Below are 24,810 nucleotides of genomic sequence, written 5' to 3'. Positions count from 1 at the left end.
ACAAAATAGTTGGTCTTTTTGCACTTTATGCCTCTATAGGACAAAAAAGTTGGTAAAGATTATTTTAACAGATCCTTACCAACTCTTTTTGTTCAAAAAGTCCTGTATAAACAAGATCTTATGCTTTCTTGTTAAACCGCTGTGCGGACGTAATTTGTCTTTTAGTTCCTTAAATAAACCTTCAATCCTATTTGTTGTCTTTTCAATATTTAATTCAGGATATTTCTCATAAGTAAAAATATATTCATAATAACGCTTAATACTCGCAGCAGCACTTCTTACACTTCGATGTTTATAAGGGTATTTCCCTTTTTCATTTGGTTTATCTGACCGTTCACTTAAAAACTCCTGGTGTTTTCTCTTCCATTCATATATTTTTAAATAAAATTCATTTTTAGAGCTGGTTTTAAGCGTCTTAATAATACTTTTTAATTCTCTTCCTGCATGTGATTGATGTTTCTTTCTCAATGCCCTCATTACGATTGCTACAAGATGAAACTGACACATCTGTGTTGGTGTATTGAACAAATCTTTTAAGAGGCCTCTACGCCCATCACAGGTAACTGATTGAATAATATAATTTCTTTCCCTTAAACGGTTCATGGCCTTCTTGTAATAGATATCTTTTTCTGTTTTGACTATTTGGTGATAAACCACCTTTTTTGTAGAGCTATCAATAAACACCATTACACCAAAATCTCGGTGAAAGAATGTTGTATCAATAATTAAGTTCAAGTATGTATTTTGAGGTTTATTTAAGGAGGATTTAGGGTGCTTCTCTAAATATCTTCGAATAGTTCGAGAAGAGCAAGAATATTTTTCTGCTAACTGTACTTGTGTTTGTTTTCCAGATGAATAATCAAGCCAATTTTTTTCAGGATCTAATTTATTCTTAAAGGTAAATGTTTTATTACAGCTAAGACATTTGTAACGCTGTACATTATTTTGTTTGCCATACTTCTGGATCGGGGAATGTTGGCAGAAAGGACAGTTTTTTGTGCATATTTCAAAAAGAGGGCTTAAAGCCTTGTACTATAAGGCTTTAAGCCACTTTTTACCAACTATTTTGTCCTATATGCCTGAAAATTTGCAGATTTTTGCAAGATTTCAACCCCTTGATCTTATTCAAGTGTAATGGCTTCTTTAATCTTCTTAAGTGCCTGATTTTCCAACTGCCGTACTCGTTCGGCCGAAATGCCGTACTTGTCGGCCAGGTCTTGCAGGGTGGCCTTCTCTTCATCTAACCAGCGGGTCTTGATTATGTCCTGGCTGCGCTCATCCAAGGTAGCCAAGGCGTAGGCTAACTGGGCCGTGGCCTGGCCGTTGTACTGCTCGTCCTCAATTTCTTCAGCAAAGTTGGAGCCATTGTCCTCCAGGTACATGGACGGCACATAGGCATCGTCACCATCATCGCCCACAGGCAGGTCGTAGCCCATATCCTGGCCAGTCATGCGGGACTCCATCTCCTTAACCTCTTCAGGCGACACGCCCAAGTCCTTGGCCACCTGCTGGATTTCTTCCTCATTAAACCAGGCCAAACGCTGTTTATTTTTCCGCAAATTAAAGAAGAGCTTGCGTTGAGCCTTGGTGGTGGCCACCTTAACGATCCGCCAGTTTTTCAGCACATATTCGTGGATCTCCGCCTTAACCCAGTGGACCGCAAAGGAAACCAGCCGCACGCCCACTTCAGGATTAAAGCGTTTAACCGCCTTCATCAGGCCGATATTGCCCTCCTGAATAAGATCTGCCAGTGGCAGGCCATAGCCCATGTAGCCTCGGGCGATGTGAATGACGAAGCGTAAATGCGACATAATCAGCTCTTTAGCTGCCTCAATGTCCTCATCATAATACAAACGCTCGGCCAGCTCTTTTTCCCGCTCTGGGGTTAAAATCGGGTACTGATTGGCCATGCGGATATAGCTTTCCAGGTTGCCGCCTTGGGGCATGGGCAGGGTATTGGCTGCCAGGGCCTTATGTTCTAGCGGGTCTGTCTCAATCAATTCCACTTCATCTGGCTCGATGATTTCAATCTCATCATCGTGATTTTCTTTCATGGGCTATCTCATCTTCTCAAAATTCGCTCTTTATAACACTAATTTAGATAGAGTACAAATTTGCAAAAAAGTTTACAAAGCCAGCCGCTTGTAGTAGGATCGCAGGACTTTTTGGGGCTGATTCTGGATTCGACGGGATTAATGATGCCCAAGGTGCACGTCGAGGTGCGGTAGGCCTCGTAAACAAACCGCAAAACAATAGTCGCAAACGACGAACAATACGCTTTAGCAGCTTAATAACCTGCTCATCGCCTTCGCTCCCCAGCTTTCGCTCGTAAGACGGGGATCAAGCGGAGTCAAACCCAAACGAGATCGTGTGGAAGCCGCTGTTTGAGGATCGAAGCACTAAATTGAATCAAACTAGCCTAAGTTTAGCGTGTCTGTCCGCATGCTTAGGTGAAATTAAAGACTGACTAAACGTGTAGTACTGAAGGTTGAGTGATTTCGGACGGGGGTTCAACTCCCCCCAGCTCCACCAAATTCTAAAGGCTTTGAAATTATTTCAAGGCTTTTTTCTTATCTAGCTTTAGCCAACGAGAACAAGCCCTTGAGCAAACCTAAACTAACCCAAAACCAAAAGCGGCGGATCCAGTCCAACCACCATAAGAAAATCCATAAAAAAGAGCTGGAATGGCAGGATGAGATGTTGGGAGAGGCGCAAGAGGGTGTGGTTGTGACCCGCCATGCCAAGCATGCGGATGTGGAGGCTGCTGGCGGGGAAATCGTGCGTTGCAATCTTCGCCGTACCCTGAAAAATGTGGTGGTGGGGGATTTGGTGTCTTGGCGTCAGGGCAACGAACAGTTACAAGGGATTAGTGGCGTGATTGAGGCGGTTTATCCCCGCCAGAATGAGCTATCTCGCCCCGATTATTATGATGGCATTAAGGTTATGGCGGCCAATATTGACCAGATTATTATCGTCTCTGCCGTCCTGCCTACCCTGTCGCTTAATATTATCGATCGTTACTTGGTCATCTGCGAAAACGCTGGCATTCCAGCCCTGATCGTGCTCAATAAAATTGATTTGCTGAATGAAGCCGAGCGTTTGGCGGCTGAAGAACAATTAGCTATTTACCAAAAAATCGGCTATCAAACCCTGTGCTTATCCGCCAATACGGGCGAAAATATGGCCGAGTTAGACCGTTATTTATCCCAAGGCACCTCAATTTTTGTCGGCCAATCTGGGGTGGGTAAGTCTAGCCTCATCAATCAGCTCCTGCCTGACGTCAATGCCCTGACGGGGGCAGTGAGCGATAACTCAGGCTTGGGCCAACACACCACCACAGCCTCTCGTCTTTATCATTTGCCCCAAGGCGGGAACCTGATTGATTCCCCAGGCATTCGGGAATTTGGCCTCTGGCATTTGGAGGCCGAGCAAATCACTCAGGGCTATCGGGAATTCCAAGCCGTGCTGGGCACCTGCAAATTCCGTGACTGCAAACACAAGGCCGATCCGGGCTGCGCCCTGCGGGAGGCTGTGGAGCAGGGCAAGATTGATCCCGTCCGTTTTGAAAACTACCATCGCTTGATTGAAAGCCGCAGTGAAACCAAGAGCCAGCGACATTTTAGAGTAGAGGAATAACTAAACAAAAAGCTGGAAGATTTATGGTTCGACAAGCTCACCAATCATCTTCCAGCTTCTTTTTTGCAAAAAATCCGCTTTTCCAACCCGCTTGCTAGATCTCAAGCGCCTTAAACTGCCGGCCAAAATAAACCAAGCCAGGCTTAGGGGCGACATCAATTTGGCTTAATCGCACGATAAAAATGCTGTGGCTGCCCACTGTGTGGCTGTCGATAATCTGGCCTTCTAGGGCGGAAATCGCTTCTCTTAAAACGGGCTGGCCGTCCTTTCCCTCATTCCAGATATCCCAGGAAAAACGCTCGTCCATGCTGGAATTGAGCATGGCAGCAAAGTGCTTGGCCAGTTCCTCTTGCTCATGGTTAAGCACGTTAATGCAGACCTTGCCATTGGTCTTGATGATGTCGTGCAGATCGCTGGACTGGTTCACGCAAAAGAGCAGGGCTGGCGGCGAATCGGTCACCGAACAGACCGAGGAAACCGTCAGGCCCACCTTGCCGGCAGGGCCTTGGCTGGTCACAATGCTGACCGCCGAAGACAAATGAGCCATGGCATTGCGAAAATCTTGGGCGAATTGATTGATTTCAGCCATCACTTACTCCTTCCAAATTACATGATATTCACGGTTTTCCGCCTCGTGGGAGATAAGGAAGCGGGCGAAGACATCGTCCATCACATCCTCATCATTAACCAAGCCCACCCAAACCTCGGCGAAGGCCTCAGGGTCAATCAGGGTGCCGATTTCCTGATCCCAGTCCTCACTGGTTTCCACCATTTCCACCGCACCACGGTCTTCAAATTGCAGGTTAAAGAGCAAAATATCGGCAGGATCCAGATTTTCGCCGGCCATTTCTAAGAAAATATCGTAAGCCAGATCAATGGCTTCATCGGGAGTTAATTTTGTTGTCATGTTTTTCTCTCTATCAGCTCAACAAGGGGTATAAATTAGTCGTTTTTTTGCAAATTTTCTGACAAAATCTACCGCTTGCATAAATAGCTAGAAATGATCGCTGTTGTGTGTTAAAAAGTCCATCATTTTTTTATACCCAAAAGGAAGTTCAAATGTCTTTACAATCTATCATCGAAGCTGCATGGGAAATCCGTGCAGACATTACTCCAAATACGGTTGATGCTGCGACCAAAGCTGCCATTGAAGAAGCCGTGCTCAAACTAGACAGCGGCGAGCTGCGTGTGGCCGAAAAAGTGGGTGGCGACTGGGTGGTTCACCAATGGCTGAAAAAGGCGGTGCTGCTCTCCTTCCGTATCCGTGACAACCAAATCATTGATGGGGCAGAAACCAACTACTACGACAAGGTTCCGCTTAAATTTGCTGCCTACGATGAAGCCCGTTTCAAAGAAGAAGGCTTCCGTGTCGTGCCATCTGCCACAGTTCGCCAAGGGGCCTACATTGCCAAAAATACCGTGCTTATGCCATCTTATGTCAACATTGGTGCCTATGTGGACGAAGGCACCATGGTGGACACCTGGGCCACCGTGGGTTCTTGTGCTCAAATCGGTAAAAACGTTCACCTTTCAGGCGGCGTGGGCATCGGTGGCGTTTTAGAGCCACTCCAGGCCAACCCGACCATTATCGAAGACAACTGCTTTATCGGCGCCCGTTCTGAAATCGTGGAAGGCGTGATCGTAGAAGAAGGTTCGGTCATTTCCATGGGCGTGTTCATCGGCCAATCCACCAAGATCTACGACCGTGAAACCGGCGAAATCCACTACGGCCGTGTGCCAGCGGGATCGGTTGTGGTATCAGGCAGCCTGCCGTCTAAATGCGGTAAGTACAACCTCTACTGTGCGGTTATCGTGAAAAAAGTGGATGCCAAAACCCGTGGTAAGGTGGGCATTAACGAACTTTTACGTTCGATTGATGAGTAATTTGTAGGGGCGAATTATATTCGCCCCTTTTTAATCTTGGATGGGATTAGTATCAAATCCTTTTTCTTGTAAAAATAAAATCCATTCATTTATAATGCTTGAAAAAGCGAATTTGTTCATCTTTAATTTATAGTTTTCATTGTTTTCATCGTACAAAAAATATATTTCCACATATGTATCAAAGACATTAACTCCCCATGAGTTTGATGAGATGTCAATATCTTTTTCATCATCATTTAATATATCTAAAGATTTTTTTAGAAACTTCAAATACTCTCCATAGCTTCCCCCTGTGGTATCTGTCAGATAGCCAGTTAAAGGATTAAGTTCGTTTTCTTCTAAAGAATAACAAGTTGGTTCCAAATTGTTATCTTTAAGATAACAGTCAAAAACTAATTTCATACTCCCCCTGATATTGTGCGCCTTATTTTTAATCATAGATATTCCACTATAGCGAGGCAGAGGCTTTTCTAGAACTTACTCTGAATAATGATCACAAGCGATTTCTAATTGCTGAAAATCACACGAAACCTTGCAAAAATAAGCATTAGATTTAGAAATCACGGAATTGTATAACGTGTTTGCTTTAGCTCTAATAAGAGTTTCATTTTTTGAAATAATTTGGTATTCTCTGTTGAGAAGATTCTTATAATTTAGGTCCTTAATCTCAGAAATATCAAAGGCAATTAAATGGCAGGTTTTCACAGGTATCATATTGTTCAGCAAGACTGAACCATAAAATTTAGTATTATCTTTAATTTTAAAGGTTGTAGGATCTGAGTTTTTTATCTTAAGGTGTTTTTCTTTCGGTGAAGTAAGAGGAGCAAAATAGTGCTTACCGTTCACGCTTAAGACAATACCTACATAAGGTTTTTGATTCCTTTCACTATCATAGTTATGTTGAACATGACTATCGAATGATTTGAGGTAATTAACATAATCTCCATTTATATGATACAGCTTTAAATTTCTCTTTCTCATTTCTATATATGACAAAAGAGAGCATTATGCTCTCTTTTGTTATTTTTAAAGCTCGCATTAAGGCAGCGAAGCACCTCTTTTAAGTCTCGCACTTCTGGCAGCGAATCTCCACTTTTAAGTCTCGCACTTCTGGTAGCGAATCTCCACTGGGATTAAAAATACTGAAATTAGCCTATAAAGTCAAGGAATAGACTAAAATTTGTTTAGAGGCAAAATACCCCATAGCACGAAAACCCTCTTATCCAACCAAATCGCTTGCAAACTATGCAATCAAACGGATTTCCATAAAAAAAGGTTGCTTAAGGCCTAAAAATCCGTATTATATGCCTCCGTTACGCAATTAAGGGTCGTTAGCTCAGTCGGTAGAGCAGCGGACTTTTAATCCGTTGGTCGAAGGTTCGAATCCTTCACGACCCACCACTTAATTGCGAGCCTTTCTAAAGGGTCGTTAGCTCAGTCGGTAGAGCAGCGGACTTTTAATCCGTTGGTCGAAGGTTCGAATCCTTCACGACCCACCACTTTAGAAATTCCCTTTTAGGGTCGTTAGCTCAGTCGGTAGAGCAGCGGACTTTTAATCCGTTGGTCGAAGGTTCGAATCCTTCACGACCCACCATTTAAACTACTCTCTCGGGTCGTTAACTCAGTTGGTAGAGTAGCGGACTCTTAATCCGTAGGTCGAAGGTTCGAGCCCTTCACGACCCACCAGCTCAATCCCTAGCCTTATTTTGTAAAAAATTCTAAAAATTTCCCCGCTTGTTTGTTATAGTGAAAGCCTAATCTTCTAATGATTTTTCCTATATGCTAAAAAAACTTCTTTCCTTCTTTTTTACCCTGCTGCTCTTACTTGCAGGATTTGGTTTTTATGCCTACCAAAAACTTGAGGCCTTTGGCCAACAAATAGTTTACCCTCCTGAAGATAAATTTCTTGTGGTCGAAAAAGGCACATCCAGCCTTAAATTAGCCAATCTTCTAGCTGAAAAAGGCATTATTAAAGAACATAGCGATTGGTTGCCCTACTTTATCCGCCTCAAACCTGAATACAGCAAGTTCCGTGCCGGTGTTTATTCCTTGGACAATATCCAGACCGTCCAGGATCTCTTGGCGCATTTAAACAGCGGCAAGGAAGTGCAACTGTCCGTCCAGTTTATTGAAGGCAGAACCTTCAAAAATTGGCAGGAACAGCTGGCCAAGGCCCCTTATTTAGATCAAACCCAAGCGGGCAGATCGGAGGCAGAACTTGCAAAAGCCCTGGGCATTGCCCATGAAAAAATCGAAGGTTGGCTAGCCCCTGACACCTACAGCTATGTGCCCCATACCAGCGATCTGGCCCTGCTTAAACGGGCCTACCAAAAGCAACTTAAAACCCTAGAAGAGGCCTGGGCCAAGCGGGCAGACAATCTGCCACTGGCCAACCCTTATGAAATGCTGATCCTGGCCTCCATTGTGGAGAAGGAGACAGGCTTGGCTCACGAGCGGGCACAGGTGGCTTCAGTTTTTATTAACCGCTTGAGACTCAAAATGAAATTACAGACCGATCCAACAGTTATTTATGGCATGGGCGACCGCTATGATGGCAATATCCGTAAAAAAGATTTACAAGAGGCCACGGCTTATAACACTTATGTGATTGACGGCCTGCCGCCAACCCCTATTGCCATGCCTAGTGCGGCTTCTATTCAGGCTGTGGCCCAGCCTGCCCAAACCGACTTCCTCTACTTTGTGGCAGATGGCACGGGTGGGCACAAGTTTAGCCGCACCTTGGCCGAACATAATCGGGCGGTGCAGGCCTATTTAAAATGGTACCGAGAAAACAATAAGGCAAAATAATGAAGGGAAAATTTATCACGATTGAGGGCCTGGAAGGGGCCGGCAAGAGCAATGCGGTGCGAGTGGTTAGCCAGGTGCTAGAAGCTCACAAAATCGACTTTATTACCACCCGTGAACCAGGCGGCACGCCCATTGCGGAGGTACTTCGCAGCCTTTGGAAGGAGGGCAAGGATGGGGAACACACCACCGACAAGGCTGAAGTCCTGATGATGTATGCTGCCCGTACTCAGTTGGTTGAAACCGTCATCCAACCTGCTTTAGCTTCAGGCAAGTGGGTAATTGGCGACAGGCACGATCTCTCCAGCCAGGCCTATCAGGGCGGAGGACGGGGGCTACAAGCCTTGGTAGAGCAAATTGGATCAGTTATTCTAGATGGCTTTGAGCCTGATCTTACCCTCTATTTGGACTTAGATCCTGCTATTGGTTTGGAACGAGCCAAGGGCCGAGGGGCGCTGGATCGGATTGAACAGCAGCATATCGATTTCTTCCACCGCACCCGAGCCCGTTATTTGGCCTTGGTTGAGGCCAATCCCAAGGCCATTTTGATTGATGCCGCACAACCCATTGGGCTGGTTTCTCAACAAATTCGGGAAGAGGTTGAGGGCTGGTTGGCTAATCAAGCGTAAAACGGTGCGGTAAACCGCACCCTACCTCAATATATTTCACTCTGTCATATTTCTGTCACATTTATCTGCTACACTGCTCCTACTTTTTAAGGAGCATTTATGGCAAAACATATTTCATCTCATTTCAACCAAGAACTCGAAAGTGTCCGCAGCGAAGTCATGCAAATGGGCGGCTTGGTTGAGCAACAATTAGAGCGGGTTCAGCAGTCCCTTAACCAGGGTTCAGTCGGTTTTTTAGCCGATGTAATTGAGGCTGACCGTATCATCAACGATTTTGAAGTCCAAATTGACGACCATTGCCAAACCATCATCGCCCGCCGCCAGCCTGCCGCAGGCGATTTGCGTTTTGTGTTGGCGGTCAGCCGTGTGATTGTGGACTTGGAGCGGATTGGCGATGAACTGAAAAAAATCGCCCAATACCTCCACGATCTCCTGCAAAACAACCGCATTTCTACCACTGGCCTTTACGACACCCACCGCCTAATCGAGATGACCGTGCAAATGCTGCGCCGTGCCTTGGATGCCTTTGCCCGCCTAGACGAAACCGCCGTGCTGGAAATTGCCGAGGCCGATCACAAACTTGACACCGACTACCGTAACCAAGCCCGCATTCTCATCAGCTATATGATTGAAGATCCTCGCAGCATCAGCACCTGGATTGATGTAATGATGATCAACAAGGCCATTGAACGCATTGGCGATCACGCCAAAAACGTGGCCGAGCACGTGGTTTATCTGGTGCGGGGCGTGGATATTCGCCACAAGCAGTTAGACCAGCTCAAACAAGATTTGGCTTAAAACAGAAATATTTCAAACTGTCATCTTTCTGTAATATTGATTTGTTATCTTGTAGAGGCTGAAAAATCAGCCAAACAATCAGGAGAAAACCTATGAAACTTCGTCAATTAAGTATTGCTTTCCTTGCAGGCCTTGCCCTTACCACCACTGCCAAGGCAGTTGATGTCACAGGTGCGGGTGCTTCTTTCCCACAACCGATTTATGTCCAGTGGGCGCAGAGCTTCCAAGCAGAAACAGGCAATCGTGTGAATTATCAGTCTATCGGTTCATCAGGTGGCGTGAAGCAAATCGTCTCCAAAACTGTGGACTTCGGGGCGACTGACTCCCCAATGAAAAGTGAAGATTTAGAGAAAAATAACCTTGTTCAATTCCCAACCGTGATTGGCGGCGTGGTGCCAGTGGTCAATGTCGAAGGCATTAAGCCAGGCGAGTTAAAGCTGACCGGCGAACTCTTGGCTGAAATTTACCTGGGCAAGATCACCCGCTGGAATGATGGCAAAATCGCCGCCCTCAACCCAGATCTGAAACTGCCAGATGCCCCAATCACCACCGTTTTCCGTTCTGACGGCTCCGGCACCACTTTTATTTTCACCACCTATCTCAGCCAGGTTTCCCCAGCTTGGAAAGACCAAGTAGGTGCGGCCAACACGGTGAAATGGGCCACCTCTGCCACGGGTGCCGCAGGCAAGGGTAACGAGGGTGTGTCTATTTATGTAAACCGTGTGAAAAACTCCATCGGCTATGTGGAATATGCCTATGCCAAACAAAATGCCATGTCCCACGTTCAACTGCAAAACAAGGCCGGCAAGTTTGTTCAACCATCACAAGCCAGCTTTGCGGCTGCTGCCAATGTGGACTGGAAGGGCGTGAAGGGCTTTAGCCTGGTGCTAACCAACCAACCTGCTGAAGAGGCCTGGCCATTAGCCGCCGCCACCTTTATCTTGGTGCCGAAAACCGCTATTAAGGCAGAAAACACCAAAACCGTGCTCAACTTCTTCGATTGGGCCTACAATAAGGGCAACGAACAAGCCCAGAAATTGGACTATGTACCTCTGCCAGACAGCGTGAAAAACCTTGTGCGTGATGAGTGGAAACAAATCGCCGACGACAAGGGGCAGAAGGTTTATTAAGTTCTTGTAAAGATGGCGCCAGCGTCCTCGCTGGTGCCTCAAACGTATTAGCACCAGCGAGGACGCTGGCGCTATCAAGTTCAGCTAATCACAAGCGGTTAGTTTCTTCAAAAAAGTTGCAAATATGGACAAACTTCATCATCAACTAAAGCGCCAAGCCCTGTGGGATCTGCTGTTTATCAACACCACCCGCCTCTTTGCCTTTTTAGTGCTTATCAGCCTAAGTGGCATCTTGGTTTCGCTTATCATCGGGGCCATGCCAAGTATGCAGCAGTTCGGCTTTGGCTTTTTTACCTCCAGCGATTGGGACACGGTGCAGGGTAATTACGGTGCGCTGGCGCCCATTTACGGCACACTAGTCACCTCCGCCATCGCCCTGCTTATTGCCGTGCCAGTCAGTTTTGGCATTGCCATTTTCTTAACCGAACTCTGCCCAACCTTCCTGCGCCGCCCGCTTAGTATTGCGGTGGAACTCTTGGCTGGTATTCCTTCTATCATCTACGGTATGTGGGGCTTGTTCGTTTTTGCGCCTATTTTCTCGGAAACCATCCAGCCCTTTATGATTGAACAATTCGGCCATATTCCGCTGATTGGCGTGCTTTTCCAAGGCATTCCGATGGGGATTGGGTTGTTTCCAGCAGGCCTGATCTTGGCCATTATGATTATCCCTTTTATCGCCTCGGTGATGCGGGATGTGTTTGAAGTCACCCCGCCAATGCTCAAAGAATCGGCTTACGGCCTGGGCAGCACCCGCTGGGAGGTTATTCGCCATATCGTTCTGCCTTACACCAAGGCGGGCGTGGTCGGCGGCATTATTTTAGGCCTGGGCCGTGCCTTGGGCGAAACCATGGCCGTGACCTTTATTATCGGCAACACCTTCAACATCAGTGCCAGCCTCAACAACTCGGGCGTGTCCATTACCTCTGCCCTGGCCAATGAATTTGCCGAGGCGGTCGATCCAATGCACCTGTCCTCCCTGCTTTACCTAGGTTTAATCCTCTTTATTATTACCTTTGTGGTGCTCTGTATTTCTAAACTTATGTTGCTCAAAATGGGCCAAAAAGAGGGGCGTTAAGATGCAAAAACACAATATGAATGCGGCCTTATACCGCCGCCGCAAGTGGACCAACCGCATTTCCCTGACCCTGGCCTGGGTTATGATGGGCTTTGGCCTCTTTTGGTTGGGCTGGATTTTCTACACCCTCTTTGGTGAGGGGCTTAGTGGCCTCAGTATGCAGGTTTTCCGTGCCGACACTCTCCCATCAGGTATGGAAGGCGGCCTGCGTAACGCCATTTGGGGCAGCCTCATGATCACCTTCTTCGGCCTCTTTATCGGCACGCCCATTGGAATCTTAACCGGCATTTACCTGGCCGAATTTGGCGGCAAAAGCAAGATGGCGGCACTCACTCGCTTTATGAACGATATCTTGCTGTCCGCACCGTCTATCGTGATTGGCCTCTTTATCTACGGCATTATCGTGGTGCAGCAGGGCCATTTCTCAGGCTGGGCAGGCTCCTTGGCCCTTTCCCTCCTGGTGATTCCTGTGGTGGTGCGTACCACGGAAAATATGCTCAAACTGGTGCCAAACAGCCTGCGGGAAGCCGCCTATGCTTTAGGTACGCCTAAGTGGAAGATGGTGATGATGGTCTCGCTCAAGTCGGCCAAAACAGGCGTGCTGACTGGTGTCTTGCTAGCCTTTGCCCGCATTTCAGGTGAAACGGCCCCGCTGCTCTTTACGGCCCTTAACAACCAGTTCTTCAGCTCGGACATGAACCAGCCCCTGGCTAACCTGCCTAACGTGATCTACCAGTTCGCCATGAGCCCTTATGAAGACTGGCAGTCCCTGGCCTGGACAGGTGCGCTCTTAATTGCCCTGACCGTTTTATTGGCCAACATCGCCGCCCGTATCTTAGGCCGCAAGAAACACTAGAAAAGGAAAACAAGATGAATAGCAAAATTTCCGCCCGCCAACTCAATTTCTACTACGGCGACTTCCACGCCCTGAAAAACATCAACGTGGACATCGCCGAAAAAAGCGTGACAGCCTTTATCGGCCCGTCAGGCTGTGGTAAATCCACCCTCCTTCGCACCTTCAACCGTATGTACGACCTCTACCCTGGTATGCGGGCCGAGGGCGAGTTACTGCTAGATGGCAAGAACCTCTTAGACAGCGATGTGGATCTCAACCTCCTACGAGCTAAGGTGGGCATGGTTTTCCAAAAACCGACACCTTTTCCTATGTCCATTTACGATAACGTGACCTTCGGGGTCAAACTTTATGAGAACCTCAGCCGCAGCGAGCTAGACGACCGTGTGGAATGGGCCTTGAAAAAAGCTGCCCTCTGGAACGAGGTCAAGGACAAGCTCAAGCAATCGGGCAACTCCCTTTCAGGCGGCCAGCAACAGCGGCTCTGCATTGCCCGAGCCATTGCCAACCAGCCCGAAGTCTTGCTCTTGGACGAACCGACCTCCGCCCTAGACCCGATTTCAACCGCCTATATTGAAGAGCTGATCACTGAGCTGAAAAACGACTACACCATCGCCATTGTGACCCACAATATGCAACAGGCCGCCCGTGTGTCCGACTTCACGGCCTATATGTACCTGGGCGAGCTGGTCGAAATCGGCAAAACCAAACAGATCTTCACCAAACCAAGCCGCAAGGAAACCGAAGATTATATTACTGGGAAGTTTGGCTAAACTAATCTGATCCCCTCCCCCGCTTGCGGGGGAGGGTTAGGGTGGGGGAAAGCTAGCAGCAAGCGGGGCAAAATATTTAGAAATTTGCAAATTTTCTTAAAAATTTTACCGCTTGTATTCTTGTAGCTTCGCTACAATCCCCCCTCAGCCTTCGGCAGCTCCCCCGCAAGCGGGGGAGCGAAGTATAAGGAGAATAAAATGACCAAAGCCACCATCTTAGTTGTTGAAGACGAAGTCGCCATCACCATGCTGCTTCAATTTACCCTAGAGCAAGCAGGCTTTGAGGTAAAAACGGCCGAGAGTGCCGAGCAGGCCCTGACCCTAATTCAGCAAGAATTACCGACCCTGGCACTTCTAGACTGGATGCTGCCGAATATGTCAGGCGTGCAGCTAACCAAGCACTTGAGGAATGATAAACGCACCCAAGACCTGCCCATCATTCTGCTGACCGCCCGTTCGGAGGAGCTAGACAAGGAACAGGGGCTAAATATCGGGGCTGACGATTATGTGACCAAGCCCTTCTCACCAAGGGAGCTGGTCGCCCGCATTAAGGCCCTGCTACGCCGCCATTCCCCCCACAAAACTCAACAGGCCATCAGCTTTGAGGGCTTGCAGCTTGACCCTGAAAACAAGTTCCTCCAATATGATCTGCAACCCATCAGCATTGGCCCGACCGAATTTAAGCTGCTCCATTTTTTTATGACCCACAGCGACAGGGTTTACAGCCGCCAGCAGCTCTTAGACTTAGTTTGGGGCGATCACGTTTTTATGGAAGAACGCACGGTGGACGTGCATATCCGCCGCCTGCGTCAGGCCCTTGAAGTCTGCGGGCTGGACAAGTGGGTGCAAACAGTGCGAGGATCGGGCTACCGCTTCAGCGCCAAAGAATAAGGAATGCCTATGTCTATTTTGTTGTCTGTTCTGCTCCGCTTAGGGCTGGCCCTAGTTTTTGTGGGCGGCATTGCCTATCTGGCCTCGGGTGCTTACGCTATGTGGGTAGCCATCAGCCTGACCCTAGCCGGCTGGATTGGCCTGCAACTGCGCTATCTGGCCCAGCTTATCAAGTGGCTTAAAGACCCTAAACAGAGCCTAGAAGGCGTGGGCGTGTGGGATCATATCTTCAGCCAACTCCTGGCCCAAACCAAGGAAAGCAAGAAGCAGAAATTTAAGATCAGCGCCAGCCTAGACCGCTTCAACCGCATTGCCGAAGCCGTGCCTGATGGCTTGCTGATTCTCAATCAAGAAGGCCGCCTGGAATGGTTTAACAAACTGGCCGCCAAGCACCTTAATCTCAATGTGCAAGACGACCAAAACGGCATTTTGCAGAACCTGGTTCGCCAGCCCGACTTCCAGCGATTTTTGCAAAAAAGAGGGCCATCTGCCCCGCTTGTAGTGGAAATCTCCCTGCCCAATGGTGGCTTTATGCCCCGTACCATTCGGGTGGAACGCTTTAAGTTTGAAAACCGAAACGAACTTTTAGTCACCCAAGACATCAGTGAAAAACGCCAGATTGACGCCAACCAAGTGGCCTTTGTGGCCAACGTTTCCCACGAACTCCGCACGCCCCTAACGGTGGTCAACGGCTTCCTAGAAACCCTGGCCGACAATCCGCACCTGCCTGCGGCCCAGCAGCAACAATTTATCAGCCTGATGCGTCAAGAAGGGCAGAGAATGCTCAGCGTCCTGTCTGATCTGCTCATGCTCTCCCGCCTGGAAAAGGGTGGTGTTCAGCCCTTTGAATCCTTTAATTTATCTGAATTGGTTAAAGAAATTGCCCAGGAAGGCCGCAATCTCTCCAAGGAACAGCATATTTTTGAGATTACCATCGCCCCAGACCTGACCTTCTACGGCATTCAAAATGAGCTACACAGCGCCCTGAGTAACTTGGTCTTCAACGCCATTCGCTACACACCTGAACAAGGCAAAATCACCATTCGCTTAGAACGCCAAGGCGACAAACAAGCCCGTTTCAGCGTGCAAGACACCGGTGTCGGCATCGCCCCTGAACATATCCCAAGGCTGACCGAACGCTTCTACCGAGTGGACAACAGCCGCTCCCGCCAAAACGGCGGCACCGGCCTAGGCCTGGCCATCACAAAGTTCGCCCTAGCCAAATACAATGCGGAATTGGAAATTGAAAGTGAAGTGGGCAAGGGTTCTTGTTTTGCGGTTACCTTGCCTTTGATTGTGTAAGTATTGATAGTGCCAGCCTCTAGGCTGGTGCTGATAACTCATCAATATTCAGGCACCAGCCTGGAGGCTGGCGCCATCAAAGGTAAATTTGACTAGGCCAGGTCAAATTACATATTCAGATAAAAATCCTTGGTCAAGGCTCTAAACTGGGGCGTATATTGATTGGCTTGGTCATAAATAGTCAGTTGCCGGATAGCAAGGGCCTGTGGCTGGGGGCTAAAGGTCAGGACCAAACGCTTGGGGGCTTGGCCGGCCTTGGTGCTGATTTCCCAACGCTCAATACAAGCCAAATCCGTTTGGGCCAAGAGGTTCTCTCCCGCCTCATAAGGTAAGATCAGACTGATTTTGCCATTGGGCTTAAGCCAGCCTTGGGCTTGATTGAGCCAGTCCAAATGGCTTTGGCAGGCCTGTCTGGCCAGGTCTCTCTCTAGGCTTCGGCTCTTGGGTGAATGGGCAAAATAGGGCGGGTTAGCCACCACCAAGTCCGCCTTTTGCTCAGGCTCAAAATTCAAAACATCGGTCTGAATCACCCTTATCTTCTGCCTACCCTTTGCAAAATTTGCCACATTTTCCACCGCTTGCTTATAGGCCTTGGGTTCTAGTTCCAGGGCGGTGATTTGGCAATCGTCTGCTGAACGCTGGGCCAGCATCAGGGCAATCAGGCCCGTGCCGGTACCCATATCAATGATCTGCTTGGCCTCTCGAATATCCGCAATCGCTCCCAACAAGATCCCATCAGTATTGACCTTCATGGCCGTTTGGTCGTGGGCCACAAAAAACTGCTTGAACTGAAAGCCCTTAGACATGATTTTTCCATTCCGACTGCTGATAGACATAGCCTTCCCCTGCTTTGACAAACTCAAAGAGGTGGGTAATGCAACTTGGAGCGTCCTGATCCTGGTGGGAAACAAAGAGCAGCTGGGTTTGGGAATTTTCAACTAACTGGGCGATAAACTGCTTGACCACCTTGCGGTTGAGGCCATCCAAGCCCTGTAGGGGTTCGTCCAAGATCAGAATAGGCGGATGTTTGACCATGGCCCGGGTAATGAGTAGCAGGCGTTGTTGGCCCCAAGAGAGGGAGCGGAAGGGCTTCTTGACCAGGGCTTCTAGGCCTAAACGAGCCAACCATTCCCGAGCCTTGATTTGCAGGGCTTCAGGCACTTTTTGATAGACCCCGATGGAGTCCAAAAAGCCGGAAATAATCACATCTAAGGCCGAGCAATTGACCCGATAGTCCATGTGGAGCTGGCTGCTGACATAGCCGATATGCTTTTTGATGTCCCAAATGGTTTCGCCCGACCCCCGTTGTCGGCCGAAAAGGACTACATGGTTGGCAAAGGCCTGGGGGTGATCGCCACTTAAAATAGACAGCAGGGTGGACTTGCCCGCCCCGTTAGGCCCCTTGATCCACCAGTGCTGGCCGGCCTCCACCCGCCAGGACAGGCCGTCAATAATCTTCTTGTCGCCATATTGAATGGTCACGTCCTTAAGCTCAAAGGGAGCCTGGCCCGCAGGCAGTTGGATAAGGGGGGCGGCCGCCTGGGGCAGGGGCACATTCACTGCTTCTTCGGCATATTGCAGCTGTTGGAAGAGGCTGTCCTGCAGCACCGCCTCCCGCTCCCCGTGGAGGATAATCTGGAGATTGTCCAAGAGGGCCAGGTGGCTGGCCTCTGGGGGAATATCACCCATGCGATTCACGATCAGCACTAAGGCCATCTTCTGGGAAAGTTGGGCAAAAAGTGCCTGCCACTTGGCGACAGAGGCCTGATCCAAGCCCTCAAAGGGCTCATCTAAAATCAGTAAATCGGGCTGGCTGACCAAGAGCTGGCAGAAGAGTACCTTGCGGCTCTCGCCGGTGGAAAGCTGCATAAAGGGGCGATTGAGCAGGTGTTCAATGCCTAACTCTTGGGCATAAAAACGGGCCAGGTCTAGCTGGGGATTGAGGTGGAGAATAACCTGCTCGGCTGTCCAACCGAAATCATCAGGGCTGACGGCATCGTTATTGCGATCATTAAAAATGGCCTCCAGCATCTTTTGCTGGTGCTCAAAGGTTAGCGAGGCAATCTTGCAAAAAGTAGAGGAAAACTGCCCGCTTGCAGGCGGGATCTTGCCCTGTAAAATCTGGGCCAGGAGGGACTTGCCCGAGCCGTTGGAGCCAACCACCACCCAGTAGTCTTGGGGGTTGATTTGGAGGCTCTCGATTTGAAAGGCCTTCTGTTTCAGGGGAAATTGTGCTTGCTGGATAGAAATGCTCATGGCTACTCCTCTTGTTTTTGCCTCATTCTACCCAAGCTGGGCGGGCTTGTCATTATGGTGGCTTGCCTTTCCCGCCTGCTCGGCCTATGATGGCGACCGACAAGCGGGGAAAACCGCCCATTTTTTGCAAAACCAAGGAGCTTATATGAAACTCTATATTTACGAAGGCTGCCCCTTCTGCGTGCGGGCCAGAATGATTTTTGGCCTGAAAAACCTGCCGGTGGAATTGGTTATCTTGCAGCAAGATGATGATTTGCCTGTCAAGCTGGTAGGCAAGAAAACTGTGCCGATTTTAGAAACTGACCATGGGCAAGTTATGCCTGAAAGTTTGGATATTGTGTCTTATGTTGATGGCTTGTCCGGCCAGCCCCTCTTGACTGACCAGGTTCGCCCAGCTGTCCAGGCCTGGGCTGATAAAATGGGCTATGTCTTCCAGCTCTATATTCCTCGTTCGGTCGAACTCAACCTGCCAGAACACCAAAGCCCATCGGCCAAACGCTACTATATTGAAAGCAAGACAGAGCGGTTCGGCGATTTTGCAGGCCTTATGGCCCAAACCCCTGAATTGGTAGCGCAAGTAGACCAAGACTTGGCCGAGCTGGAAGGCCTGATGCTGGGCCAGGGCAGCCTCAACCAAGGCCTTTCCCTTGAAGATATTTTGGTCTTCCCAACCCTGCGTAGCCTCACGGCCGTCAAGGGCTTGAGCTTCCCTGCCAAACTTCAGGCTTATGTGGAAGACATGAGCAAGCGGACGGGCGTGGCCTTGTTTAGTGGCCAGGCTATCTAAGAAAAAGGCACTGATCCCAGTGCCTTTCCCCTAAAAAACCCCCTGATCTCGGAGCAAATGCACATTGCCCTTGCGGCGGAGGAAGCCAATGCGGTCAAAGTATTCAATCAGCTGAACCGTCAATTTTCGGCCGTATTGGATCTGATCTCGCAGCTGATTGACCGAGATCTCCCCCTCTTTTTCAATAAAGTCCTTAATCAGCTGGGCAAAGGCCTCGATTTGTTCGTTGAGCAAGAAACGGTCTTTGACAATAGGCACCAGATAGCCCAGTTTTCCAATCTTATACATCAAATTCCGCATTTGGCCTTCGTCCACGGCCAGTTCTGACGCCACATCCCGCACCCAAAGGGCCTGGTTGGTACGCTCAAAAAGCGGTCGGATTTGCGTCCAAATTTGCAACTCGGCGGCATTGAGTTCAATGCGGTGATCAGGCAGGTGGATCCAGCCTCGGGTTTGGGCCAATTTCTGGCTGGCCACCAGCTCATCAATCAGGCCATAGGCCAGGGCTTGGGGCAGGTCGAGGCAGGCCATACGGTAAAGCCTGGCCTTGGTGACGCCCAGCTGATCATTATGCTCGGCATGGTACTGGCCCAGTTTGTCTAAAATCCGTGCTTCCACCTTGGCCTGAAAATCGGCCTGATAGCGCCAGTCGCCCCTTTGGTTGAGGCCAAGATTATCCAGATCTTGCGGGAAAACTTGCTCGGCCCAGCAGAGATCGTCTAACAATAAGGCCTTGTCTGCCAGATAAAGGGGAAGACGCTGTGTATAATCTGCGGTTTGGGCCAACTTATCCACATAATTTAAGCGGGCTTCTGTCCGCTTGTGGCGTTTAGGCGAATGGATTTCTAGCACCCTTGCCCCTGCCAGGGTTTGGCTGTCATCGCCGCTGCGGATAATCAGGCGGTCGTTTACGGCCATATACAGGGCATCATCTAACAGGATTTCTGCAAAAACTGGGCCTTTTTGCCCCGCTTGTTGGGTAGTCAAGAGGTTGAGCTTGCCAGTAATATGGCGAGCAAAGTGGTAGAGATGGACGGCATTATTTTCCTTGAGGGCTTGATGGGTCTCAAGTTCGACTGTAATCCGATCGCAGGCCTGGGGTGGGAGGGCGGTGATCCAATCGCCCCGCTCCAGCTCTGCTTTATTTACACTGGCTAGGTTCAGGGCCAAACGCTGACCCCGCAGGCCTTCTTGAGCCGGCCGATTTTGGGCGTGAATGCCCTTAACCCGCACCTTCTTGCCTGTGGATAAGTAATATTCATCGCCCACAGCCACCCTGCCTGCCAGAGCAGTACCCGTGACCACCAAGCCCGATCCCTTGATGTTAAACACACGGTCGATGGCATAGCGGAAGGGCTGGTTGGTGGTCTGGGCTTGGTTGAGGCTAATCAAGTAGGCTTTTAAGTCCTCAATCCCCTGGCCAGTATGGGCGGAAGTAACAAAGCTTGGAGCGGTTTGGAGGGCAGGAAACTGCTGCTGGATTTGGCCAAGCAAGGCCTGAATGGCCTCGGCTTCAACACGGTCGGCCTTGGTCAGCACCAGGATGATGTTTTTGATCTTAAGCAGGTTGAGAAGGGTTAAATGCTCAACCGTTTGGGGCTTAATGCCCTCTTCGCTGGAAACCACCAAAAGGGCGTGCTCAATCCCGCCCAGGCCGGCCAGCATATTAGACAGAAAACGCTGGTGGCCAGGCACATCAATAAAGCCCAAGACCTCATCTTCAAGGGGCAGGTAGGCATAGCCCAAGTCGATGGTCAGCCCCCGTTTTTTTTCCTCGGGCAGGTGGGCGGTATGGGTGCCTGTGAGGGCTTGAAGGAGGGCGGTTTTGCCGTGATCAACGTGGCCTGCGGTAACAAAAATCATAAGGCCACCCTACTGTTCTAGCTGGGAGATGGCAAAGTCCAGCCCATATTCATAGCCCTTGGCCCCCAGGCCGCAAATCACGCCCTTGGCCACATCGCTCAAGTAAGAATGATGGCGGAAGGGTTCACGGGCATGCACGTTGGACAGGTGAATTTCCACAAAGGGAATGGCCACGGCAAGCAAGGCATCTCTTAGGGCCACGCTGGTGTGGGTAAAGGCGGCGGGGTTAATCAGGATAAAATCCACCTGCCCGAAGGCCTGGTGGATGCGGTTGATCAAGGCCTCTTCGCTATTGGATTGGAAGTAATCTAATTCATAACCTCTAGCGAGGGCCAGTTTTTGCAGGCCCTGCTCAATGTCTGCCAGGGTTTGGGAACCATAAATTTGCGGTTCCCGCTTGCCCAACATATTGAGGTTGGGGCCGTTTAGGAGAAGGATCTTTTTCATCTTGCCTCACAGGATTTCATAAACTAATTCAGGTGGCCGGCAGAAACGCACGCCCTTGTCGCTTTCCACAAAGGGGCGGTTAAGTAGGCTTGGGAATTGAGCTATAAGATCGAAAATCTCCGCCTCGCTGAGGTTTTTGCCTGCAATATGGGTTTGATAGGCCTCTTGCTCCTTACGCAGGAGGTCGTCAAGGCTCATGCCACTGGCCCGATAAAGATGCTCCACTTGGCTGACTGAAAGCGGATCTTTTAGGTATTCAACAATAAGAGGCTCCAGCCCCTTAGCCCGAATCAGGGCCAAGGTTTCTCGGGATTTGCTGCATTTGGGGTTGTGGTAGAGGGTGATGGACATAGGCTTTCCTTCTAAGCTCGCTTTTCTTCATACAACCACTGGGCCACTTGCTTGGCGAAGTAGGTTAAGATCCCATCTGCCCCTGCCCGTTTAAAGCAGAGCAGGGATTCTATAATGCACTCTTTTTCTTTGAGCCAGCCGTTTTGAATGGCGGCCATGTGCATGGCGTATTCGCCTGAAACCTGGTAGGCGAAGGTTGGTACGCCGAAGGTTTGTTTGACCCGATACACCAAATCCAAGTAAGGCATACCCGGTTTAACCATAACCATATCTGCTCCTTCTTGGATGTCCAAGGCGACTTCATGCAGGCCTTCGTTGCTATTGGCAGGGTCTAGTTGGTAGGTCTTTTTGTTGCCGCCCTTGAGGTTGCCGGCCGAGCCGACCGCATCACGGAAGGGGCCGTAGTAGTTGGAGGCGTATTTGGCTGAATAGGCCATGATTTGGGTGTTGATAAAGCCTTTTTCTTCTAGAGCAGTACGAATAGCACCAATCCGGCCATCCATCATATCACTCGGGGCCACAATGTCTGCCCCCGCTTCTGCATGGGACAGGGCTTGTTTCACGAGGACTTCTGTGGTGATGTCGTTAAGCACATAACCTTCTTCATCAATAATGCCGTCTTGGCCGTGGGTGGTGAAGGGGTCTAGGGCCACATCGGTGATCACACCTAATTCAGGATAGGCCGCTTTTAAGGCTCGCACGGCACGTTGGGCCAGGCCTTGGGGATTGTAGGCCTCTTCAGCCATCAGGGATTTTTTGGCCTGGCCTACCACTGGGAAAAGGGCCACAGCAGGCACGCCGTATTTGACTAGGAGTTCTGCTTCAAGCAAGAGTTGGTCGATGGTTAAACGCTCCACCCCAGGCATGGAAGGCACAGTTTCACGCTGATTTTGGCCCTCAATCACAAAGACAGGGTAGATGAGATCATCGGCGGTTAGTTTATGTTCAGCCACCAAGCGGCGGGAAAAGTCGTGTTTACGCAGGCGGCGCAGACGGCGGGCTGGGAAATTGGCGGTGACAAATTGCATAATGAGAAGTCCTTAAAAAAGAAAAAGTGCCTGATATTATACCGACAAGCGGGGCAATCAGGCACTTTTTTTGCAAGAATTATTGGGGTGATAATTCGGAAACATTTGCGGTTGTCGCGATCTTTGATGACCTAGAGATGTGGTTCCCCTCTTTAGCAAAGAGGGGTTAGGGGAGATTTGGCAGAAGTGACAACGAAGTGAGAGAGTGATTAGCCAAAAATTATCTTGTTTGTTTTTCTCCGAAAATAGCCCTCTCTTTGCTATATCTTCTGCCAAATCTCCCCCTGCCCCTCTTTGCTAAAGAGGGGAGTAGATCTCAAAGGTTTTCACTTTCCTCTTTCTTCTCCAACAAGCACTTTTCTTGAATTATCAACAACCCTCAAGAGCTACTTAGCTAAACAAGCACGGAAGTCGTTTGCCAAGCCCTGCAAAAACTCAGGATAGGCATTTTTGCCCAACTCGACCTTTTCGCCTAGCGGGTCTAACTGGCCCACGCCGACCTTGGTATTTTTGCTCAAGCTCTCAATCACTTTCGGGGTGAATTGCGGCTCGGCAAAGAGGCAGGCGGCCTGGTTTTTGCTGATGTCACGCTTGATTTTATCCAGAGTTTTTGCACCCGGGGCGACCGTTGGGTTGATGGTGAAAGAACCCAAAGATTTCAAACCATAGGCGCTTTCAAAATGGCCATAGGCATCGTGGAAGGTGTAGTAGCCCTTGTTTTTCACGCTGGCTAATTGTTGGCTGATTTCCTCGTTCTTGGCAGCCAAGGCCGTTTTGAATTGGGCTAGATTGTCGGCAATTTTGGCCTTTTGATCTGGCAGCTGTTGGCCTAGGCGGTCAGCAATTTGTTCAGCAATAATGCCTGCTGCCTGTGGCGAGAGCCAGATATGCCAGTCTTCATCGTGGCTATGGCCGTGGTGATCGTGGTCGTGATCATGGCTGTGAGCGTGTTTATGTTCATGTTTATGATCGTGTTTGTGTTCGTGCTTATGCTCGTGTTTATGAGCATGTTTGTGGCCGTGCTTATGATCATCATCGTGATCGTGGGCCTCTTCGGCAGCTTCCACCAGTTCCTCTAGGGCAGGTACCTCTTGCAGGGTTAAGACCTTCTCTTTCGGCAATTTGCCCTCAAGGCTTTTCTCTAAAAAGGCCTCCATATCTTCGCCCACCCAAATCACTAAATCGGCCTGGTTGATCTTGCTGACATCAGACGGTTTGAGGGCATAGTCGTGCGGTGAGGCACTGGCCGGCAGTAAGACCTGGGTTTGAGTTACGCCATCAGTAATGGCCGAGGCGATAAAGCCCAAAGGTTTGATGGAAGTGAGTACATCAGCGTTGGCCAGGCTGGTGGCGGAAAGCACAGTAAGTGCGAGTGCGGTTTTGCGTAACATTCTTGTCTCCTAGGATGAATCAATACAAGCGGGTCAATTTTAATGATTTTTCGCAAAAAGGCTATAATTTTTTTATGGATATTGTTTGAGACACAAAAAAAGCACACCTTGAAGGGTGTGCTTGGGAGGAAGAAAGGGAATTAAGCCTTGGCCGCTGCTGCCGCTTTCACAATCACTGCAAAGGCAGGGGCTTTGAGGGAAGCACCACCAACTAGGGCACCATCAATGTCTGGCTGGGTAAAGAGTTCTGCCGCATTGGCATCGTTTACAGAACCGCCGTATTGGATGATAACCTGATCAGCAACCGCTTGGGATTGCTTAGCAATGTGGCCACGGATAAAGGCGTGAACTGCTTGAGCTTGGGCTGGGGTGGCAGATTTGCCAGTGCCGATAGCCCAGATTGGTTCATAGGCAATCACTGCACCATTAAAGGCTTCTACACCATGGGCCTTGATGATGGCATCAATTTGGCGGGCACAAACTTCTTCAGTTTTGCCTGCTTCGTTTTCTGCTTCGCTTTCACCAATGCAAAGCACAGGCACTAAACCCGCTTCTTTTAAGGCACCAAATTTTTGAGCGACGAACTCATCGCTTTCCTTATGGTAGGTACGGCGTTCTGAGTGGCCGATGATGATGTATTTGGCGCCAAAGTCCTTGAGCATGGCAGTTGAAATATCGCCTGTGAAAGCGCCTTGCACATTCACATCCACATTTTGTGCACCCAGGGCGATACAGCCACAGCCTTGCAGGGCGGCTTCCGCTTCCGCTAAGTACATAACCGGCGGGGCGATGGCCACATCACAGTTTTCCACACAGCTTAACTCTGCTTTTAAGCCTGCGATTAATTCTTTGGTAAAGGCCTTGCTGCCGTTTAATTTCCAGTTACCCATTACGAGGGGACGACGTGCCAT

General features: G+C 49.3%; 26 protein-coding genes, 4 tRNA genes and 1 other RNA gene. 17 read left to right on the top strand and 14 right to left on the bottom strand.

Annotated features, from left to right (window positions below):
* Window positions 1-75 precede the first annotated feature (75 nt).
* Both A4G20_02450 and A4G20_02445 read right to left on the bottom strand, forming a co-directional pair.
* The gene (locus A4G20_02450; GenBank protein ID QIW15276.1) at window positions 76-687 is read right to left on the bottom strand and encodes a transposase; all 612 of its coding nucleotides are present in this window, start codon (window positions 685-687) and stop codon (window positions 76-78) included.
* A 434-nt stretch (window positions 688-1,121) separates the two neighbouring features.
* Window positions 1,122-2,054 (bottom strand): RNA polymerase factor sigma-32, encoded by a 933-nt coding sequence (locus A4G20_02445; protein QIW15275.1) that lies wholly within the window; start codon window positions 2,052-2,054, stop codon window positions 1,122-1,124.
* Between the two features lie 113 nt (window positions 2,055-2,167).
* Between A4G20_02445 and ssrA the strand changes: the two genes are divergently transcribed.
* Window positions 2,168-2,532: a transfer-messenger RNA gene (gene ssrA / locus A4G20_02440) on the top strand.
* A gap of 69 nt (window positions 2,533-2,601) precedes the next feature.
* Window positions 2,602-3,636, top strand: a complete 1,035-nt coding sequence (locus tag A4G20_02435) for a ribosome biogenesis GTPase RsgA (GenBank protein QIW16832.1) — start codon at window positions 2,602-2,604, stop codon at window positions 3,634-3,636.
* Window positions 3,637-3,730: 94 nt separating this feature from the next.
* Here A4G20_02435 and A4G20_02430 read toward each other — a convergent pair whose 3' ends face one another.
* Window positions 3,731-4,225 (bottom strand): 4-hydroxyphenylacetate 3-monooxygenase, reductase component, encoded by a 495-nt coding sequence (locus A4G20_02430; GenBank protein ID QIW15274.1) that lies wholly within the window; start codon window positions 4,223-4,225, stop codon window positions 3,731-3,733.
* Between the two features lie 3 nt (window positions 4,226-4,228).
* Complete coding sequence (locus A4G20_02425) at window positions 4,229-4,543, bottom strand: hypothetical protein (GenBank protein QIW15273.1); 315 nt, start codon at window positions 4,541-4,543, stop codon at window positions 4,229-4,231.
* Window positions 4,544-4,695: 152 nt separating this feature from the next.
* On the opposite strand from A4G20_02425, the gene A4G20_02420 reads away from it, so the two are divergent.
* Complete coding sequence (locus A4G20_02420) at window positions 4,696-5,520, top strand: 2,3,4,5-tetrahydropyridine-2,6-dicarboxylate N-succinyltransferase (GenBank protein QIW15272.1); 825 nt, start codon at window positions 4,696-4,698, stop codon at window positions 5,518-5,520.
* Window positions 5,521-5,550: 30 nt separating this feature from the next.
* Here the strand turns inward: A4G20_02420 and A4G20_02415 are convergent, their stop codons facing one another.
* Window positions 5,551-5,958, bottom strand: coding sequence for a hypothetical protein (locus tag A4G20_02415; protein QIW15271.1), 408 nt, complete (start codon window positions 5,956-5,958; stop codon window positions 5,551-5,553).
* A gap of 39 nt (window positions 5,959-5,997) precedes the next feature.
* Entirely contained in the window at window positions 5,998-6,501 is a 504-nt protein-coding gene (locus tag A4G20_02410; protein ID QIW15270.1) for a hypothetical protein, read from the bottom strand.
* Window positions 6,502-6,845: 344 nt separating this feature from the next.
* Here A4G20_02410 and A4G20_02405 point away from each other — a divergent pair.
* The 13 genes from A4G20_02405 to A4G20_02345 all read left to right on the top strand — a co-directional run bounded on the left by A4G20_02405 (window position 6,846) and on the right by A4G20_02345 (window position 15,776).
* A tRNA-Lys gene (locus A4G20_02405) sits at window positions 6,846-6,921 on the top strand.
* Between the two features lie 22 nt (window positions 6,922-6,943).
* Window positions 6,944-7,019: transfer RNA gene (locus tag A4G20_02400), tRNA-Lys, on the top strand.
* Between the two features lie 19 nt (window positions 7,020-7,038).
* Window positions 7,039-7,114: transfer RNA gene (locus tag A4G20_02395), tRNA-Lys, on the top strand.
* A 16-nt stretch (window positions 7,115-7,130) separates the two neighbouring features.
* Window positions 7,131-7,206, top strand: a tRNA-Lys gene (locus tag A4G20_02390).
* 93 nt (window positions 7,207-7,299) lie between these two features.
* On the top strand, window positions 7,300-8,328 hold the full coding sequence (locus A4G20_02385; GenBank protein ID QIW15269.1) for a cell division protein YceG: 1,029 nt from the start codon (window positions 7,300-7,302) through the stop codon (window positions 8,326-8,328).
* On the top strand, window positions 8,328-8,954 hold the full coding sequence (locus A4G20_02380; protein QIW15268.1) for a dTMP kinase: 627 nt from the start codon (window positions 8,328-8,330) through the stop codon (window positions 8,952-8,954). The genes A4G20_02385 and A4G20_02380 overlap by 1 nt, the downstream gene beginning before the upstream one ends.
* Before the next feature lie 99 nt (window positions 8,955-9,053).
* Window positions 9,054-9,752 (top strand): phosphate transport system regulatory protein PhoU, encoded by a 699-nt coding sequence (locus A4G20_02375; GenBank protein ID QIW15267.1) that lies wholly within the window; start codon window positions 9,054-9,056, stop codon window positions 9,750-9,752.
* A gap of 92 nt (window positions 9,753-9,844) precedes the next feature.
* Window positions 9,845-10,882, top strand: coding sequence for a phosphate ABC transporter substrate-binding protein PstS (locus A4G20_02370; protein ID QIW15266.1), 1,038 nt, complete (start codon window positions 9,845-9,847; stop codon window positions 10,880-10,882).
* Between the two features lie 124 nt (window positions 10,883-11,006).
* Window positions 11,007-11,957, top strand: coding sequence for a phosphate ABC transporter permease subunit PstC (locus A4G20_02365; GenBank protein ID QIW15265.1), 951 nt, complete (start codon window positions 11,007-11,009; stop codon window positions 11,955-11,957).
* Window position 11,958: 1 nt separating this feature from the next.
* Window positions 11,959-12,813: a phosphate ABC transporter, permease protein PstA gene (locus tag A4G20_02360; protein ID QIW15264.1), complete on the top strand. Its 855-nt coding sequence runs from the start codon at window positions 11,959-11,961 to the stop codon at window positions 12,811-12,813.
* A gap of 14 nt (window positions 12,814-12,827) precedes the next feature.
* The gene (locus A4G20_02355) at window positions 12,828-13,583 is read left to right on the top strand and encodes a phosphate ABC transporter ATP-binding protein (protein ID QIW15263.1); all 756 of its coding nucleotides are present in this window, start codon (window positions 12,828-12,830) and stop codon (window positions 13,581-13,583) included.
* A 198-nt stretch (window positions 13,584-13,781) separates the two neighbouring features.
* Window positions 13,782-14,474 (top strand): phosphate regulon transcriptional regulatory protein PhoB, encoded by a 693-nt coding sequence (locus A4G20_02350; GenBank protein QIW15262.1) that lies wholly within the window; start codon window positions 13,782-13,784, stop codon window positions 14,472-14,474.
* Window positions 14,475-14,483: 9 nt separating this feature from the next.
* The gene (locus A4G20_02345) at window positions 14,484-15,776 is read left to right on the top strand and encodes a phosphate regulon sensor histidine kinase PhoR (GenBank protein QIW15261.1); all 1,293 of its coding nucleotides are present in this window, start codon (window positions 14,484-14,486) and stop codon (window positions 15,774-15,776) included.
* A gap of 107 nt (window positions 15,777-15,883) precedes the next feature.
* Here the strand turns inward: A4G20_02345 and A4G20_02340 are convergent, their stop codons facing one another.
* Both A4G20_02340 and A4G20_02335 read right to left on the bottom strand, forming a co-directional pair.
* A complete protein-coding gene (locus tag A4G20_02340; GenBank protein ID QIW15260.1) occupies window positions 15,884-16,582 on the bottom strand; it encodes a tRNA (adenosine(37)-N6)-methyltransferase TrmM in 699 nt (232 codons plus the stop codon).
* Window positions 16,575-18,032 carry a molybdate ABC transporter ATP-binding protein ModF gene (locus A4G20_02335; GenBank protein ID QIW15259.1) on the bottom strand — a complete coding sequence of 486 codons (1,458 nt, stop codon included), beginning with the start codon at window positions 18,030-18,032 and terminating at the stop codon, window positions 16,575-16,577. Before A4G20_02335 ends, A4G20_02340 begins: the two co-directional genes overlap by 8 nt.
* A 145-nt stretch (window positions 18,033-18,177) precedes the next feature.
* Here A4G20_02335 and A4G20_02330 point away from each other — a divergent pair, with 145 nt between their 5' ends.
* A complete protein-coding gene (locus tag A4G20_02330) occupies window positions 18,178-18,819 on the top strand; it encodes a glutaredoxin, GrxB family (GenBank protein QIW16831.1) in 642 nt (213 codons plus the stop codon).
* A 30-nt stretch (window positions 18,820-18,849) separates the two neighbouring features.
* Here the strand turns inward: A4G20_02330 and A4G20_02325 are convergent, their stop codons facing one another.
* The 6 genes from A4G20_02325 to A4G20_02300 form a co-directional block, all read right to left on the bottom strand.
* Entirely contained in the window at window positions 18,850-20,682 is a 1,833-nt protein-coding gene (locus tag A4G20_02325) for a selenocysteine-specific translation elongation factor (GenBank protein ID QIW15258.1), read from the bottom strand.
* Between the two features lie 9 nt (window positions 20,683-20,691).
* Complete coding sequence (locus A4G20_02320; GenBank protein ID QIW15257.1) at window positions 20,692-21,129, bottom strand: type II 3-dehydroquinate dehydratase; 438 nt, start codon at window positions 21,127-21,129, stop codon at window positions 20,692-20,694.
* A gap of 6 nt (window positions 21,130-21,135) precedes the next feature.
* Window positions 21,136-21,480, bottom strand: coding sequence for an arsenate reductase (glutaredoxin) (locus A4G20_02315; protein ID QIW15256.1), 345 nt, complete (start codon window positions 21,478-21,480; stop codon window positions 21,136-21,138).
* Between the two features lie 11 nt (window positions 21,481-21,491).
* Entirely contained in the window at window positions 21,492-22,508 is a 1,017-nt protein-coding gene (locus A4G20_02310; protein QIW15255.1) for a delta-aminolevulinic acid dehydratase, read from the bottom strand.
* A 386-nt stretch (window positions 22,509-22,894) separates the two neighbouring features.
* A complete protein-coding gene (gene znuA / locus A4G20_02305) occupies window positions 22,895-23,899 on the bottom strand; it encodes a zinc ABC transporter substrate-binding protein (GenBank protein QIW15254.1) in 1,005 nt (334 codons plus the stop codon).
* 140 nt (window positions 23,900-24,039) lie between these two features.
* Entirely contained in the window at window positions 24,040-24,810 is a 771-nt protein-coding gene (locus tag A4G20_02300) for a triose-phosphate isomerase (protein ID QIW15253.1), read from the bottom strand.

It is taken from the genome of Pasteurellaceae bacterium RH1A, from assembly GCA_012221805.1.
GTDB lineage: Bacteria > Pseudomonadota > Gammaproteobacteria > Enterobacterales > Pasteurellaceae > RH1A.
This window is presented reverse-complemented; position numbering and strand designations above follow the sequence as displayed.